Here is a 12909-nt window from a genome sequence, read left to right as displayed (position 1 = left end):
TTATGCTTGTAGATTCCCATTGTCACCTTGACCGTCTCGACCTCGCTGCCCACGGCGGCTCCCTGGATGCTGCGCTGGACGCGGCCCGCCAACGGGGTGTCGGTCACTTCCTGTGCATCGGCGTCAGCGCCGACAACGCCGCCGACGTCAAGGCACTGGCCGAACGTTATGCCGATGTCGATTGCTCGGTCGGTGTCCACCCGCTGGATGTCCAGCCAGACGCCGCGCCGGCGCTCGATTGGTTGTTGCGTGAGCTCGACCATCCACGGGTTGTCGCCATTGGTGAAACCGGCCTTGACTATCACTACGAGCCGGAAGCCGCCGACGTGCAGCAGGCGTCGTTCCGGCTGCACCTGGAGGCCGCCCGGCAAACCGGCAAGCCGGTGATCATCCATACCCGTGGCGCCCGGGCCGACACCCTGGCCTTGCTGCGTGATGCCGCGCTGCCCCAGGCCGGGGTGCTGCATTGCTTCACTGAAGACTGGGACATGGCCAAGGCAGCACTGGACATGGGCTATTACATTTCCTTGTCCGGGATTGTCACGTTCCGCAATGCCGATGCATTGCGCGATGTCGCCAGCAAAGTGCCGGCTGATCGATTGTTGGTGGAAACCGATTCGCCTTACCTGGCGCCCATTCCCTATCGAGGCAAGCCGAATCTTCCGCAATACGTACGGGAAGTGGCGGAGTTCCTGGCGATGCTGCGCGGCGAGTCCTACGAGCGGTTTGCCGAGCAGACGACGGAAAATTTTAAGCAATTGTTTCCGCTGGCTCACGTCCGGCCGGTGCAAGCCTGAATTCCATGCAAAAAAAACCCGGGTTCTGGGGGGTGAATCCGGGTTAAGACCATTAGGAGTAAAACAAAGGCACGCGGTCCGTTGGTACCTTTATCAGCGCGTCACTTGGGGGAGATGTCGCGCCGACAGTTGAAGTATTGATCAGTATGCCAACGCGTCCAGTCGGGCCGGGGTGGTTTTTAAACAAATTTGGAATACGCTCGCTTCGGATAAGTTCTCACTGTCGTCAAAGCGCGCAGGCGCGGTACATTGGCGTGGGAAACGGCGGGCCGGGTGTGTACGGTTTTGTGAAGAACAGTGGCCGAGAACGGATGATCCGTGCATTTTTGCGTAAGTTAGGCATAATACCCGGCTTCGAATTTTGACCCTTCAGACCTTTTTCTTATGCACAAAGAACCCCGTAAGGTCCGTGAGTTTCGCCGCCGCGAGCAGGAAATTCTCGACACCGCGCTCAAGTTGTTCCTCGACCAGGGTGAAGACAGTGTCACCGTCGAGATGATTGCGGATGCCGTGGGTATCGGCAAAGGCACAATTTATAAACATTTCAAATCCAAGGCGGAGATCTACCTGCGCCTGATGCTCGATTACGAGCGCGACTTGAACGAGTTGCTGCATTCGGCGGATGTGGACAAGGACAAGGAAGCCCTGTCGCGGGCCTACTTCGAGTTCCGCATGCGTGACCCGCAGCGCTACCGCTTGTTCGACCGCCTGGAAGAAAAGGTGGTCAAGGGCAACCAGGTGCCGGAGATGGTCGAGGAGCTGCACAAGATCCGCGCCTCGAACTTCGAACGCCTGACCCAGCTGATCAAAGGCCGGATCAGCGAAGGCAAGCTCGAAGACGTGCCGCCTTACTTCCATTACTGCGCAGCCTGGGCGTTGGTGCACGGCGCGGTGGCGCTGTATCACTCACCGTTCTGGAGCAATGTGTTGGAAGACCAGGAAGGCTTCTTCCAGTTCCTGATGGACATTGGCGTGCGCATGGGCAACAAGCGCAAGCGCGATACCGACGTCCAGAGTAGCTGATTGGCCGCACAGGCCAAGACATTCAGCTGTCTTATTGCGCCATGTCCGCTTACATGGCGCAGTGCCCCAGTAATATACTCAGGCTTGGGTCTTGCGAAATCTTGATTTAGAGGTCAAGTTTCACAGGTCCGATTCTTCTTTCGCCGGAGTGATCCATGATCGTTGACCGTCAAGGCAGGCGTTTCCGCAATTTGCGGATCAGCCTGACTTCTGCCTGCAATTACGCCTGTACCTACTGCGTGCCTGATGGCAAGCGGTTGGTGGCTGCGCAGGATGAACTGTCAGCCGAAGCCATGGCACGCGGCGTAGCCTATTTGATCGAGGCCGCCGGAATCGAGCGGCTGCGCATCACTGGCGGTGAGCCGCTGGTCAGCCCCAAGCTCGAACGTTTCATGACGGCGGTGGGACAGATGGGGCTGGAAGACATCAGCCTGACCACCAACGGTCAGTTGCTGGCGAAAAAACTGCCTTTGCTGGTAGACGCTGGCATTCGCCGGATCAACGTTTCCCTTGACACCCTGGACCCCGCTGCGTTTCGCAGTATCGCCCGTGGCGGCGACCTGGCGACCGTGCTCGACGGCATGGAACAGGCCCGGGCCACCGGGATGAAGATCAAGGTCAACATGGTGCCGTTGCGCGGGCAGAACCTGGATCAGGTGATGCCGTTGCTCGAATACTGCCTGGAACGTGGCTATGAGTTGCGTTTCATCGAGTTGATGCGCATGGGCCACCTGGCCAGCGACTCCAATGCATTCCTGCAGCAGTTCGTCAGCCTCCAGCAACTGCTCAGCCTGATCGGCGATCAGTACGAATACCTGCAAGCCGACGCACCGGTGGATGCCACGGCGGTGCGTTATGAGATACCGGGGCTGGGGCACTTTGGTGTGATCGCCAATGAAAGCGTGCCTTTTTGCCGTACCTGCTCCCGGCTGCGGCTGTCCTCGACGGGTTGGCTGCATGGCTGCCTGTCTTCGAGTAACCGACACTTTGTCGGCGATCTACTGGACAAACCGCGGCATCAGGCCTTGCCAGCCCTTCAGCGCTTGCTGGTCAAGGCGTTGGGGGACAAGCAGGAAGTGGCGTTCTCCGGCGGCGCGACCATCATGAAAATCATCGGCGGCTGATCCATTGCTATCGCGGGTAAGCCTTGCTCCCACAAGTACGACACTTACCATGTGGGAGCAAGGCTTGCCCGCGATAGCAATTTCCCATTCACTTGGGTACGTCTGACCCCCATCTTGATGAGCTGGCGCAAAAGCTGCATCCCACGACCATTCGCCGGTTTTCCGACACCGGTTTTTGGAGGGTAGGATGCGTAGCCTGGTTTTGCTGCTGGCCGTTTTGGTGCTTGGCGGTTGCATGAATGTCAGCGACATGGGAGAGGGCGTTCGTTATCACATGAGCGATGCCGGCCTGCTGGACCATAGCGACAGCCGTCGTATAAACAACCTGCGTATCCAGCCAGACTCGTTCATCTACATTGCCCAGGGAGCCTTCGCTCCGCCAGGCAGCGCCTATCCGCGTCCCAATGTCGTGGCCGAGGAAGCCTTCAATGGCTTCATCGAATATTTCCCCATGGTCCGTCGCGCCCGTACTCCCGAAGGCCTCGACCAGGCCATGGGTGAAGCCCGTTCCGCCGGTGCCCATTACCTGCTGTACACCCGGTTCGCCAAGGCCGACAACCGCATCGGCAACACTGACGAATGGCAGGATGAGGAAGCCGTGGATCGCCTGGGTGTCGATACCAGTGTGATTCAAATCATGTTGATCGAGACCAGCACCCAGTATTTGATTGATACTGCACGTATCAAGAGTCGTGGCGGTTTACTGACGTTGCACGACAAGCAGCCACAAGACCTCATCGCCACGCCTTTGCGTGAATATGCCCGCAGCCTGCTGGGGATGAGCGACGAGTAACTAAGGAGTCACCATGAGCGGACCGCAAAAAGCCAATGACTTGCTGGGGCAGATCCCCAAGACCAAAGGCCTGCCGCCAGTCCACTTGTGGAACCCCGACTTCTGCGGCGACATCGACATGCGCATCGCCCGGGATGGTACCTGGTACTACCTGGGCACGCCCATTGGGCGAAAGCCGATGGTCAAGCTGTTCTCCACCATCATCCGCCGCGACGGCGATGATTACTTCCTGATTACCCCTGTGGAAAAAGTCGGCATCAAGGTCGATGACGCGCCGTTCGTGGCCGTGACCCTCGAGGTCGAAGGACACGGGGAAGGGCAGTTGTTGCGCTTTACCACCAATGTCGAGGAAACCACCGAGGCCGGTGCCGAGCATCCGTTGCGGGTGGTGATCGACCCCCAGACCCAGGAGCCTGCGCCCTACGTGCATGTACGCAGCAATCTGGAAGCGCTGATCCATCGCAATGTGTTCTACCAGTTGGTGGAACTGGCGGTCAGCCGCGAGATCGACGGACAGCGCTGGTTGGGCGTGTGGAGCGGCGGAGAGTTTTTCCCCATAGGCCTGGAACCCTGATCCTCTGTGGGAGCGAGCCTGCTCGCGATGATGGCAGCACCGTCAACCCGGCCTTAACTGACCCACCGCTATCGCGAGCAGGCTCGCTCCCACAGGAGTGAAGCCGTAAAATTCAAATTGACACCCAATCATATGATGATTAGCGTGGGCCTCCAATAAGAGTGGCCCGCGGGGTTTTCATGTCCAGCAGTTTTCATGCGTCGACCGTCGATTGGCTGGGCAGTTGGATAGCCGCCGGCCAGGTCAAGCCTGGGCAAACCATCAAGGTCGAGGCGGACTTGGGCGAGCAACTGGGCGTCAGTCGCACGGTGATTCGCGAGGCGATCAAGACCTTGGTCGCCAAGGGCATGCTGGAGGTCGGGCCGAAAGTCGGCACGCGGGTGTTGCCGGTGCGACGCTGGAACCTGTTCGATCCCCAAGTGGTGGGCTGGTTGTCACGCAGCGGCCTGCCGGAAAACTTTGTCGATGACTTGCTGGACCTGCGCCGTACCATCGAGCCGATGGCAGTGCGCTGGGCGTGCGAGCGGGCCACCGCCGATCAGGTGCAGGCGATCCGCCTGGCTTACCATGCGCTGGAGCGGGCGGTGGACAGCGGCGCCGATTACAACCGCGCCGACCAGTTTTTCCACGAGTGCATCCTTGCCGCCAGCCATAATCAATTCATCGAACAAATGGTCCCGGCCCTGGGGGCGCTGCTTGCGGTGTCGTTCGAGGTGTCGGCGGCCGACCCGGATGAGCTGCGCCGCACCTTGCCCATCCACAAGGACATCGCCGACGCCATCGCCGCCCGTGACGCGGCGCGAGGTGTCTGGGCCTGCATGACCCTGATCGATAACGCCGACCTGGCGATCAAACGCTTTTACCCCAATGTCATGGCTGGTCGAACAGACGCCGCCGGGCAAGTCGGGAACAGGAGGTTTCAATGAAGTGGACGGCTGTGACGGAACACCGGGCGAAATTGGGCGAGGGGCCCTTCTGGGACGAGCCGACCCAGGCATTGTACTGGGTTGATATCGCCGGCAAGCAGGCACTGCGGTTGATCGGCGCCAATGTTGATATCTGGCAGATGCCCGAGCATGTGTCCGCCTTCATACCGACCCAAAATGGCGACGCCTTGGTGACCCTGAGCAGCGGTGTCTACCGCCTTGATCTTGATTCGCCGGGCCTGGAGCCGCGCCTGACGCTGTTGTGCATGGCCGATCCCCAGCCAGGCAATCGTGCCAACGAGGCCCGTTGCGACGCCCTGGGCCAGCTCTGGCTCGGCACGATGCAGAACAACATCGGTGCCGAAGGCGAGGACTTGCCGATCGAGCACCGGTCCGGCGGCCTATTTCGCGTCGGGAGTGATGGCCGTGTCCTGCCCCTGTTGCGCGGGCTGGGTATTCCGAACACCTTGGTCTGGAGCCCCGATGGCACCTCGGTGTATTTCGGCGACAGCCTGGATGGCACGTTGTATCGGCACTTTATCTACCCGGAAGGCAACCTGGCGCCTGCCGAGGTCTGGTTCGGTCCACACCCGCGTGGCGGTCCGGATGGCTCAGCAATGGATGCCCGGGGATACATCTGGAACGCCCGCTGGGACGGCAGTTGCCTGTTGCGCCTGAACCCGGATGGCCAGGTCGATCGGGTGATCGAACTGCCCGTCAGCCGCCCGACCAGTTGTGTGTTCGGCGGTGAAGACCTCAAGACGTTGTACATCACCAGCGCCGCGAGCCCGTTGGGTCATCCGCTGGACGGTGCGCTGCTGTCGATGCGTGTCGATGTGCCCGGCGTGGCGTGTACACGGTTTGCAGGTTAAATCCCAAAATATGGGATGTAAATATATATATTGAGATTGTTTGGCGGCCGGGTTTATAGTCGGCTCCATCGGCAATACGCACTCACACTAAAAAAACAAAACAGGTGAAGTGATGCAACGATCTTTCCCCGTACGCCCCGCTGGCGTACGCCGGCCACTGTTCTTACAAGCGCCTTTGCGCCGGTCATCCGTGGATGCCCGGTTTTTGTCGTGCCCCCGTACAGGAGTCTTGAACCATGGCTGAGCCCTTGGTCTTGCCACCTGTGCCGGAGCCACCGAAGGGTGAGCGCCTGAAAGACAAGGTCGTGTTGTTGACCGGTGCCGCCCAAGGCATCGGCGAGGCCATCGTCGCGGCGTTCGCGTCGCAACAGGCTCGACTGGTGATCAGTGATATCCAGGCGCAGAAGGTCGAGGCGGTGGCGGCTCATTGGCGGGAGCGCGGGGCCGATGTGCAAGCGCTGCAGGCCGATGTGTCGAAGCCGCAGGACTTGCAGGCCATGGCCCGTCGCGCCGTCGAGCTGCACGGGCGCATCGATGTGTTGGTCAACTGCGCTGGCGTCAATGTCTTCCGTGACCCGCTGGAAATGACCGAAGAAGACTGGCGTCGCTGCTTCGCCATCGACCTGGATGGCGCCTGGTACGGCTGCAAGGCGGTATTGCCACAGATGATCGAGCAGGGCGTGGGCAGCATCATCAATATTGCCTCGGTCCATTCGTCCCACATCATTCCCGGCTGTTTCCCGTACCCGGTGGCCAAGCATGGCCTGCTCGGCCTGACCCGCGCCCTGGGCATCGAATACGCGCCCAAAGGGGTACGCGTCAACGCCATCGCCCCGGGGTATATCGAAACCCAACTGAACGTCGACTACTGGAACGGCTTCGCCGATCCCCATGCCGAACGTCAGCGTGCGCTGGACCTGCACCCGCCACGACGCGTCGGGCAACCGATCGAAGTGGCAATGACAGCCGTGTTCCTGGCCAGTGACGAAGCACCGTTTATCAATGCCTCATGCATCACCATCGATGGGGGACGTTCGGTCATGTATCACGACTGAATATTTCCGGATTGCAGTCGGAAACTTCGCCTGTAATCCAATCATCATACGATATGACTATTTAGACCTATGCTGTGTAGCAACTTGATGTAACCGCCCAGCCTGCGCATTTCCACCGACGGTGGAGCAGAACCCTGGACGTTTGGCTTTCAATAAAAAAAACAAGGAGTCAGCTATGAATCATCGTCGTGGGATCCGTTCCCTGTGTCGCGCCGCCCTGGCGGTTACCGCGGTCAGCCTCAGCAGCAGCTTGCTGGCAGCTGATCCCGTAAAAATCGGTTTCCTGGTCAAGCAGGCCGAGGAGCCTTGGTTCCAGACCGAATGGGCGTTCGCCGAGAAGGCGAGCAAGGACAAAGGCTTCGAATTGATCAAGATCGCCGTGCCTGACGGCGAGAAAACCCTCTCGGCCATCGACAGCCTGGCCGCCAACGGCGCCAAGGGCTTTGTGATCTGCCCGCCGGACGTGTCCCTCGGCCCGGCCATCATGGCCAAGGCCAAGCTCAACGATCTCAAGGTGATTGCCGTGGACGACCGCTTCGTCGACGCCAGCGGCAAGTTCATGGAAGACGTGCCGTACCTGGGCATGGCCGCGTTCGAAGTGGGCCAGAAGCAGGGCGCCGCCATGGCTGCTGAAGCGAAAAAGCGTAACTGGGAGTGGAAAGATACCTACGCGGTGATCAACACCTTCAACGAGCTGGACACCGGCAAGAAGCGCACCGACGGTTCGGTCGATGCCCTGAAGAAGGCCGGGATGCCGGCAGACCACATCCTTTATTCCGCGCTGAAGACCCTCGACGTACCCGGCAGCATGGACTCCACCAACTCGGCCTTGGTGAAGCTGCCAAGCGCCGCGAAGAATCTGATCATCGGCGGCATGAACGACAACACCGTGCTGGGCGGCGTACGCGCCACCGAAGCGGCCGGCTTCAAGGCCGACAACGTGATCGGCATTGGTATCAACGGTACCGACGCCATCGGTGAGCTGAAAAAACCGAAAAGCGGCTTCTTCGGTTCGATGCTGCCAAGCCCGCACATCGAAGGCTACAAGACCGCCGAAATGATGTACGAGTGGATCACCACCGGCAAGGAACCGCCGAAGTACACCGCGATGGACGAGGTGACGCTGATCACCCGGGAGAACTTCAAGCAGGAGCTGGAAAAGATCGGCCTGTGGAATTGACGGTCGGTTGATTCAAAAGCGACCCCGGTTACCTGAGTGACCGGGATCGCTTGATCTCTGTGAGTTCGAGGTGGTTATGCAAGCGCAAACAGCGACACGGCAACACAACATCGGCGGCAGCTTGCGATTCAACGGGATCGGCAAGTCCTTTCCCGGCGTGCAGGCGCTGGCCAATATCAGTTTCGTTGCCCATCCGGGGCAGGTCCATGCCTTGATGGGTGAAAACGGCGCCGGCAAGTCCACGTTGCTGAAGATCCTCGGTGGTGCCTACATCCCGAGCAGCGGTGACCTGCAGATCGGCGAACAGACGATGGTCTTCAAGGGCACCGCTGACAGCATCGCCAGCGGTGTGGCGGTGATTCACCAGGAGCTGCACCTGGTGCCGGAAATGACCGTCGCGGAAAACCTGTTTCTCGGCCATTTGCCGGCACGTTTCGGCCTGGTCAACCGTGGTGTGCTACGCCAGCAGGCGCTGACACTGCTCAAGGGCCTGGCCGACGAAATCGACCCGCAGGAAAAAGTCGGTCGCCTGTCCCTCGGCCAGCGCCAATTGGTGGAGATCGCCAAGGCCTTGTCCCGGGGCGCCCACGTCATTGCCTTCGACGAACCCACCAGTAGCCTGTCGGCCCGTGAAATCGACCGTTTGATGGCGATCATCGCCCGCCTGCGAGACGAGGGCAAAGTGGTGTTGTACGTCAGCCACCGCATGGAAGAGGTGTTCCGTATCTGCAATGCGGTGACGGTATTCAAGGACGGTCGTTATGTCCGCACCTTCGAAAACATGAGCGAGTTGACCCATGATCAACTCGTCACCTGCATGGTCGGCCGCGATATCCAGGACATCTATGATTACCGTCCTCGGGAGCGCGGCGATGTGGCGCTGCAAGTGAAGAACCTGTTGGGGCCGGGCTTGCGCGAACCGGTGAGCTTCCAGGTGCACAAGGGCGAGATCCTCGGCTTGTTCGGTCTGGTCGGCGCCGGTCGTACCGAGCTGTTGCGCTTGCTCAGTGGCCTGGAGCGTCAGCGCGAGGGAAGCTTCGTGCTGCACGGCAAGGAACTGAAACTGCGTTCACCCCGCGATGCCATCGCCGCGGGCGTGCTGCTCTGCCCGGAAGATCGCAAGAAGGAAGGCATCATCCCGTTGGGCAGCGTGGGCGAGAACATCAACATCAGTGCGCGCCCGGCTCATTCCGCCCTTGGCTGCCTGTTGCGCGGTGATTGGGAGCGGGGCAACGCTGACAAGCAGATCAAGTCGCTGAAGGTGAAGACGCCGGCGGCTAGCCAGAAAATCATGTACCTGTCCGGCGGCAACCAGCAGAAGGCGATTCTCGGTCGCTGGCTGTCGATGCCGATGAAAGTCCTGCTGCTGGACGAACCGACCCGTGGCATCGACATCGGCGCCAAGGCGGAGATCTACCAGATTATCCACAACCTGGCGGCCGAGGGCATCGCGGTGATCGTGGTGTCCAGCGACCTGATGGAAGTGATGGGCATTTCCGACCGAATCCTGGTCCTGTGCGAAGGGGCCATGCGCGGCGAGCTGCCGCGTGACCAGGCCAACGAATCCAACCTGCTGCAACTGGCGCTGCCGCGCCAACGCGTTGCCGACGCGGCGAACTGAGAGGTAAATCATGACCATTCAAAACAATGCACTGCCAACGGCACGCAAACCCCTGGACTTGCGCCGTTTCCTGGACGACTGGGTCATGCTGCTGGCGGCCATCGGCATCTTCGTGCTCTGCACCCTGATGATCGATAACTTCCTGTCGCCGCTGAACATGCGTGGCCTGGGCCTGGCGATTTCCACCACCGGCATCGCGGCCTGCACCATGTTGTATTGCCTGGCGTCCGGGCACTTCGATTTGTCGGTCGGTTCGGTGATTGCTTGTGCCGGCGTGGTCGCGGCGGTGGTGATGCGCGACACCAACAGCGTATTCCTCGGTGTCAGCGCTGCGCTGGTGATGGGGCTGATCGTCGGCCTGATCAATGGCATCGTCATCGCCAAGCTGCGGGTCAACGCCTTGATCACCACCCTGGCGACCATGCAGATCGTCCGGGGCCTGGCCTATATCTTCGCCAACGGCAAAGCGGTGGGTGTGTCCCAGGAATCGTTCTTCGTATTCGGCAACGGCCAATTGTTCGGCGTGCCGGTGCCGATCCTGATCACCATCGCCTGCTTCCTGTTTTTCGGCTGGCTGCTGAACTACACCACCTATGGGCGCAACACCATGGCCATCGGTGGCAACCAGGAAGCGGCGTTGTTGGCAGGGGTGAACGTTGATCGCACCAAGATCATCATCTTCGCCGTGCATGGCGTGATCGGCGCCCTGGCCGGAGTGATCCTGGCGTCGCGCATGACCTCGGGCCAGCCGATGATTGGCCAGGGCTTCGAGCTGACCGTGATCTCGGCCTGCGTGCTGGGCGGGGTGTCGTTGAGCGGTGGTATCGGCATGATTCGCCATGTCATTGCGGGCGTGCTGATTCTGGCGATCATTGAAAACGCGATGAACCTGAAGAACATCGACACCTTCTACCAATACGTTATCCGCGGCTCGATCCTGTTGCTGGCGGTGGTGATTGACCGCTTGAAACAACGCTGAAACCAGAGATCGCTGGCGAGTGATCTACCGCCATCGCGAGCAGGCTCGCTCCCACAGGTTTTGTGCCAGCCGCAAAATTCCGGCGCACCGAAGATTCAATGTGGGAGCGAGCCCGCTCGCGAGGCGTCAGTGCATTCAACACCTTCTAACCTGACCCACCGCCATCGCGAGCAAGCCCGCTCCCACAGGTTTTGTGTCAGCCGCAAAATTCCGGCGCACCGAAGATTCAATGTGGGAGCGAGCCCGCTCGCGAGGCGTCAGTGCATTCAACACCTTCTAACCTGGCCCACCGCCATCGCGAGCAAGCCCGCTCCCACAGGTTTTGTGTCAGCCGCAAAATTCCGGCGCACCGAAGATCCAATGTGGGAGCGAGCCCGCTCGCGAGGCGTCAGTGCATTCAATACTTTCTAACCTGACCCACCGCCATTGCGAGCAGGCTCGCTCCCACAGGTCTTTGTGTCAGAGCCCAGAACCTCGGCACAACGCGGACCCCATGTGGCAGCGAGCTTGCTCGCGATAGCGTCCTCCCTGACGCCAACATCACCCCGCCTTGCGCAATGCTTCGACCAACTCCTGCTTGCGCATCTTCGAACGCCCGGGAATATTTTTCGCCCGGGCCTCCTTCATCAGGCTGTCCACGGTCTGGGTCCCATGGGAGGCTTTGCTGGTGCGTGGATGACCTTCGCGGGTCTTGGCGGCGCGTCGGGCCGATTCCTTACGATCGGTTTTCTTGGCCGCCGCGGGTTTGTCCTTGCCCGAGCCTTCGGAACGCTCGCCGCCACCGGATTGTTTGTTCACTGTCGCCCAGGCTCGGGCCTCGGCTTCGTTTTCGGACACACCTTTTTTCTGGTAACTTTTTTCAATGTGTTCGGCCTTGCGCTTTTGCTCGGCGGTGTATTTGTCTTTGCTTCCACGAGGCATGGGATGTTCCTCCTCAAATATCTAAGCAGAGGCTATTGGCTGGCGGCGCCACCTTCGGAACCCGAACCTCCGGTCGTGGTTTTCGAGCCCACGCCGGTCCCTGCGTTGTCGGGGGCCGTGGAGTCCGGCGTATTCATTCCACCCTGGCGTCCCATGTCATTGCCCTGTACGCGCGGATCAGTGCCAGTGGCGGGAGGCTGGCCATTGTTCAGGTCCCCAGTGCCGTCGGTATTCAACTTGGGCATGCCTTCGGTTGCGGGAGAGTTGGGTGGCTGCACCGGATCGGTCGGCCCGGTGCCAGCGGTGGATGCCGCGAAAGCGACCGAGGACAGCAGCGTGGCAAATGTGAATGCAGTCAGCCTTGAAGTGATCATGGTGTCGCCTCCATTTTTAGAATGCTTGCCTGATCTTGGGCTGCACTGGATTTGGGTTGGTGCCTGGGGCGCGACGAATGGCGCTTTTGAAGGTGGGTTCGTGTCGCGATCAAATCGATCGATATGTGACGAGCGGCACGTGGCGGCTTAGTATGGCGCTTTCAATTGGCTACAAGGCCTGTTCATGTCCATCGAGATCCGTCCTGCGCAACCCAGCGATGCGCCTCAAATCCTTGCCTTCATCACCGAGTTGGCCGATTACGAAAAGGCCCGCCACGAAGTCATCGCCAGTGTGGCCGACATCGAGCGCAGCTTGTTCAGCGAGGGCGCGACCGCCCACGGGCTGATCTGCCTGCGTGACGGCGTGCCGATTGGTTTCGCGGTGTTTTTCTTCAGTTACTCCACCTGGCTGGGCAGCAACTGCCTGTACCTCGAAGACTTGTACATCACCCCTGAACAGCGCGGTGGCGGGGCGGGGAAGACGTTGTTGCGACATCTGGCGAAAATTGCCTGTGACAACGATTGCGGTCGCTTCGAATGGAGCGTGCTGGACTGGAACACCCCGGCCATCGACTTCTACAAATCCCTCGGCGCGCAACCCCAGGAAGAGTGGGTGCGCTACCGAATGGACGGCAAGGTGCTCCGGGATTTCGCCCAAGGCAATTGAGCG

Annotated in this window: 14 protein-coding genes; 12 read left to right on the top strand and 2 right to left on the bottom strand. The window is 60.1% G+C overall.

From position 1 onward, the window contains the following. Positions 1 to 2: 2 nt before the first annotated feature. From PBDP_RS21060 to araH, 11 genes are all read left to right on the top strand, one after another. On the top strand, positions 3 to 797 hold the full coding sequence (locus tag PBDP_RS21060) for a TatD family hydrolase (RefSeq protein ID WP_109754378.1): 795 nt from the start codon (positions 3 to 5) through the stop codon (positions 795 to 797). Positions 798 to 1181: 384 nt separating this feature from the next. After that, positions 1182 to 1820 (top strand): TetR/AcrR family transcriptional regulator, encoded by a 639-nt coding sequence (locus PBDP_RS21055; protein ID WP_212801273.1) that lies wholly within the window; start codon positions 1182 to 1184, stop codon positions 1818 to 1820. A gap of 155 nt (positions 1821 to 1975) precedes the next feature. Next, complete coding sequence (locus tag PBDP_RS21050) at positions 1976 to 2944, top strand: GTP 3',8-cyclase MoaA (RefSeq protein ID WP_014339493.1); 969 nt, start codon at positions 1976 to 1978, stop codon at positions 2942 to 2944. A 187-nt stretch (positions 2945 to 3131) separates the two neighbouring features. Next, positions 3132 to 3737, top strand: coding sequence for a DUF4823 domain-containing protein (locus PBDP_RS21045; protein ID WP_109754376.1), 606 nt, complete (start codon positions 3132 to 3134; stop codon positions 3735 to 3737). A gap of 13 nt (positions 3738 to 3750) precedes the next feature. Then, positions 3751 to 4311, top strand: a complete 561-nt coding sequence (locus PBDP_RS21040; RefSeq protein ID WP_212801272.1) for a DUF1285 domain-containing protein — start codon at positions 3751 to 3753, stop codon at positions 4309 to 4311. 179 nt (positions 4312 to 4490) lie between these two features. Beyond that, positions 4491 to 5237 (top strand): FadR/GntR family transcriptional regulator, encoded by a 747-nt coding sequence (locus PBDP_RS21035; RefSeq protein WP_109754374.1) that lies wholly within the window; start codon positions 4491 to 4493, stop codon positions 5235 to 5237. Further along, positions 5234 to 6109: an SMP-30/gluconolactonase/LRE family protein gene (locus tag PBDP_RS21030; protein ID WP_116833141.1), complete on the top strand. Its 876-nt coding sequence runs from the start codon at positions 5234 to 5236 to the stop codon at positions 6107 to 6109. The genes PBDP_RS21035 and PBDP_RS21030 overlap by 4 nt, the downstream gene beginning before the upstream one ends. A 236-nt stretch (positions 6110 to 6345) precedes the next feature. After that, complete coding sequence (locus PBDP_RS21025) at positions 6346 to 7164, top strand: SDR family oxidoreductase (RefSeq protein WP_024616941.1); 819 nt, start codon at positions 6346 to 6348, stop codon at positions 7162 to 7164. 175 nt (positions 7165 to 7339) lie between these two features. Beyond that, positions 7340 to 8344 (top strand): substrate-binding domain-containing protein, encoded by a 1005-nt coding sequence (locus PBDP_RS21020; protein ID WP_176689324.1) that lies wholly within the window; start codon positions 7340 to 7342, stop codon positions 8342 to 8344. A 76-nt stretch (positions 8345 to 8420) separates the two neighbouring features. Next, positions 8421 to 9965, top strand: coding sequence for an L-arabinose ABC transporter ATP-binding protein AraG (gene araG, locus PBDP_RS21015; protein WP_212801271.1), 1545 nt, complete (start codon positions 8421 to 8423; stop codon positions 9963 to 9965). 10 nt (positions 9966 to 9975) lie between these two features. Then, a complete protein-coding gene (gene araH, locus PBDP_RS21010) occupies positions 9976 to 10944 on the top strand; it encodes an L-arabinose ABC transporter permease AraH (RefSeq protein WP_003204223.1) in 969 nt (322 codons plus the stop codon). A gap of 540 nt (positions 10945 to 11484) precedes the next feature. Here araH and PBDP_RS21005 read toward each other — a convergent pair. Together PBDP_RS21005 and PBDP_RS21000 are read right to left on the bottom strand one after the other, a co-directional pair. Beyond that, positions 11485 to 11865 carry a Rho termination factor N-terminal domain-containing protein gene (locus tag PBDP_RS21005; protein ID WP_212801270.1) on the bottom strand — a complete coding sequence of 127 codons (381 nt, stop codon included), beginning with the start codon at positions 11863 to 11865 and terminating at the stop codon, positions 11485 to 11487. A 32-nt stretch (positions 11866 to 11897) separates the two neighbouring features. Next, positions 11898 to 12239, bottom strand: coding sequence for a hypothetical protein (locus PBDP_RS21000; RefSeq protein WP_212801269.1), 342 nt, complete (start codon positions 12237 to 12239; stop codon positions 11898 to 11900). Positions 12240 to 12423: 184 nt separating this feature from the next. On the opposite strand from PBDP_RS21000, the gene PBDP_RS20995 reads away from it, so the two are divergent. Then, a complete protein-coding gene (locus PBDP_RS20995) occupies positions 12424 to 12906 on the top strand; it encodes a GNAT family N-acetyltransferase (protein WP_109754368.1) in 483 nt (160 codons plus the stop codon). Positions 12907 to 12909 lie beyond the last annotated feature (3 nt).

The sequence above is a fragment of the Pseudomonas sp. St290 genome (assembly GCF_018325805.1).
In the GTDB taxonomy this organism is placed as follows: domain Bacteria; phylum Pseudomonadota; class Gammaproteobacteria; order Pseudomonadales; family Pseudomonadaceae; genus Aquipseudomonas; species Aquipseudomonas bijieensis.
This window is presented reverse-complemented; position numbering and strand designations above follow the sequence as displayed.

Coding starts and splice junctions, on each gene's coding strand:
- PBDP_RS21060 (WP_109754378.1), top strand. CDS start 3: ATGCTTGTAGATTCCCATTGTCACCTTGACCGTCTCGACCTCGCTGCC.
- PBDP_RS21055 (WP_212801273.1), top strand. CDS start 1,182: ATGCACAAAGAACCCCGTAAGGTCCGTGAGTTTCGCCGCCGCGAGCAG.
- PBDP_RS21050 (WP_014339493.1), top strand. CDS start 1,976: ATGATCGTTGACCGTCAAGGCAGGCGTTTCCGCAATTTGCGGATCAGC.
- PBDP_RS21045 (WP_109754376.1), top strand. CDS start 3,132: ATGCGTAGCCTGGTTTTGCTGCTGGCCGTTTTGGTGCTTGGCGGTTGC.
- PBDP_RS21040 (WP_212801272.1), top strand. CDS start 3,751: ATGAGCGGACCGCAAAAAGCCAATGACTTGCTGGGGCAGATCCCCAAG.
- PBDP_RS21035 (WP_109754374.1), top strand. CDS start 4,491: ATGTCCAGCAGTTTTCATGCGTCGACCGTCGATTGGCTGGGCAGTTGG.
- PBDP_RS21030 (WP_116833141.1), top strand. CDS start 5,234: ATGAAGTGGACGGCTGTGACGGAACACCGGGCGAAATTGGGCGAGGGG.
- PBDP_RS21025 (WP_024616941.1), top strand. CDS start 6,346: ATGGCTGAGCCCTTGGTCTTGCCACCTGTGCCGGAGCCACCGAAGGGT.
- PBDP_RS21020 (WP_176689324.1), top strand. CDS start 7,340: ATGAATCATCGTCGTGGGATCCGTTCCCTGTGTCGCGCCGCCCTGGCG.
- araG (WP_212801271.1), top strand. CDS start 8,421: ATGCAAGCGCAAACAGCGACACGGCAACACAACATCGGCGGCAGCTTG.
- araH (WP_003204223.1), top strand. CDS start 9,976: ATGACCATTCAAAACAATGCACTGCCAACGGCACGCAAACCCCTGGAC.
- PBDP_RS21005 (WP_212801270.1), bottom strand. CDS start 11,865: ATGCCTCGTGGAAGCAAAGACAAATACACCGCCGAGCAAAAGCGCAAG.
- PBDP_RS21000 (WP_212801269.1), bottom strand. CDS start 12,239: ATGATCACTTCAAGGCTGACTGCATTCACATTTGCCACGCTGCTGTCC.
- PBDP_RS20995 (WP_109754368.1), top strand. CDS start 12,424: ATGTCCATCGAGATCCGTCCTGCGCAACCCAGCGATGCGCCTCAAATC.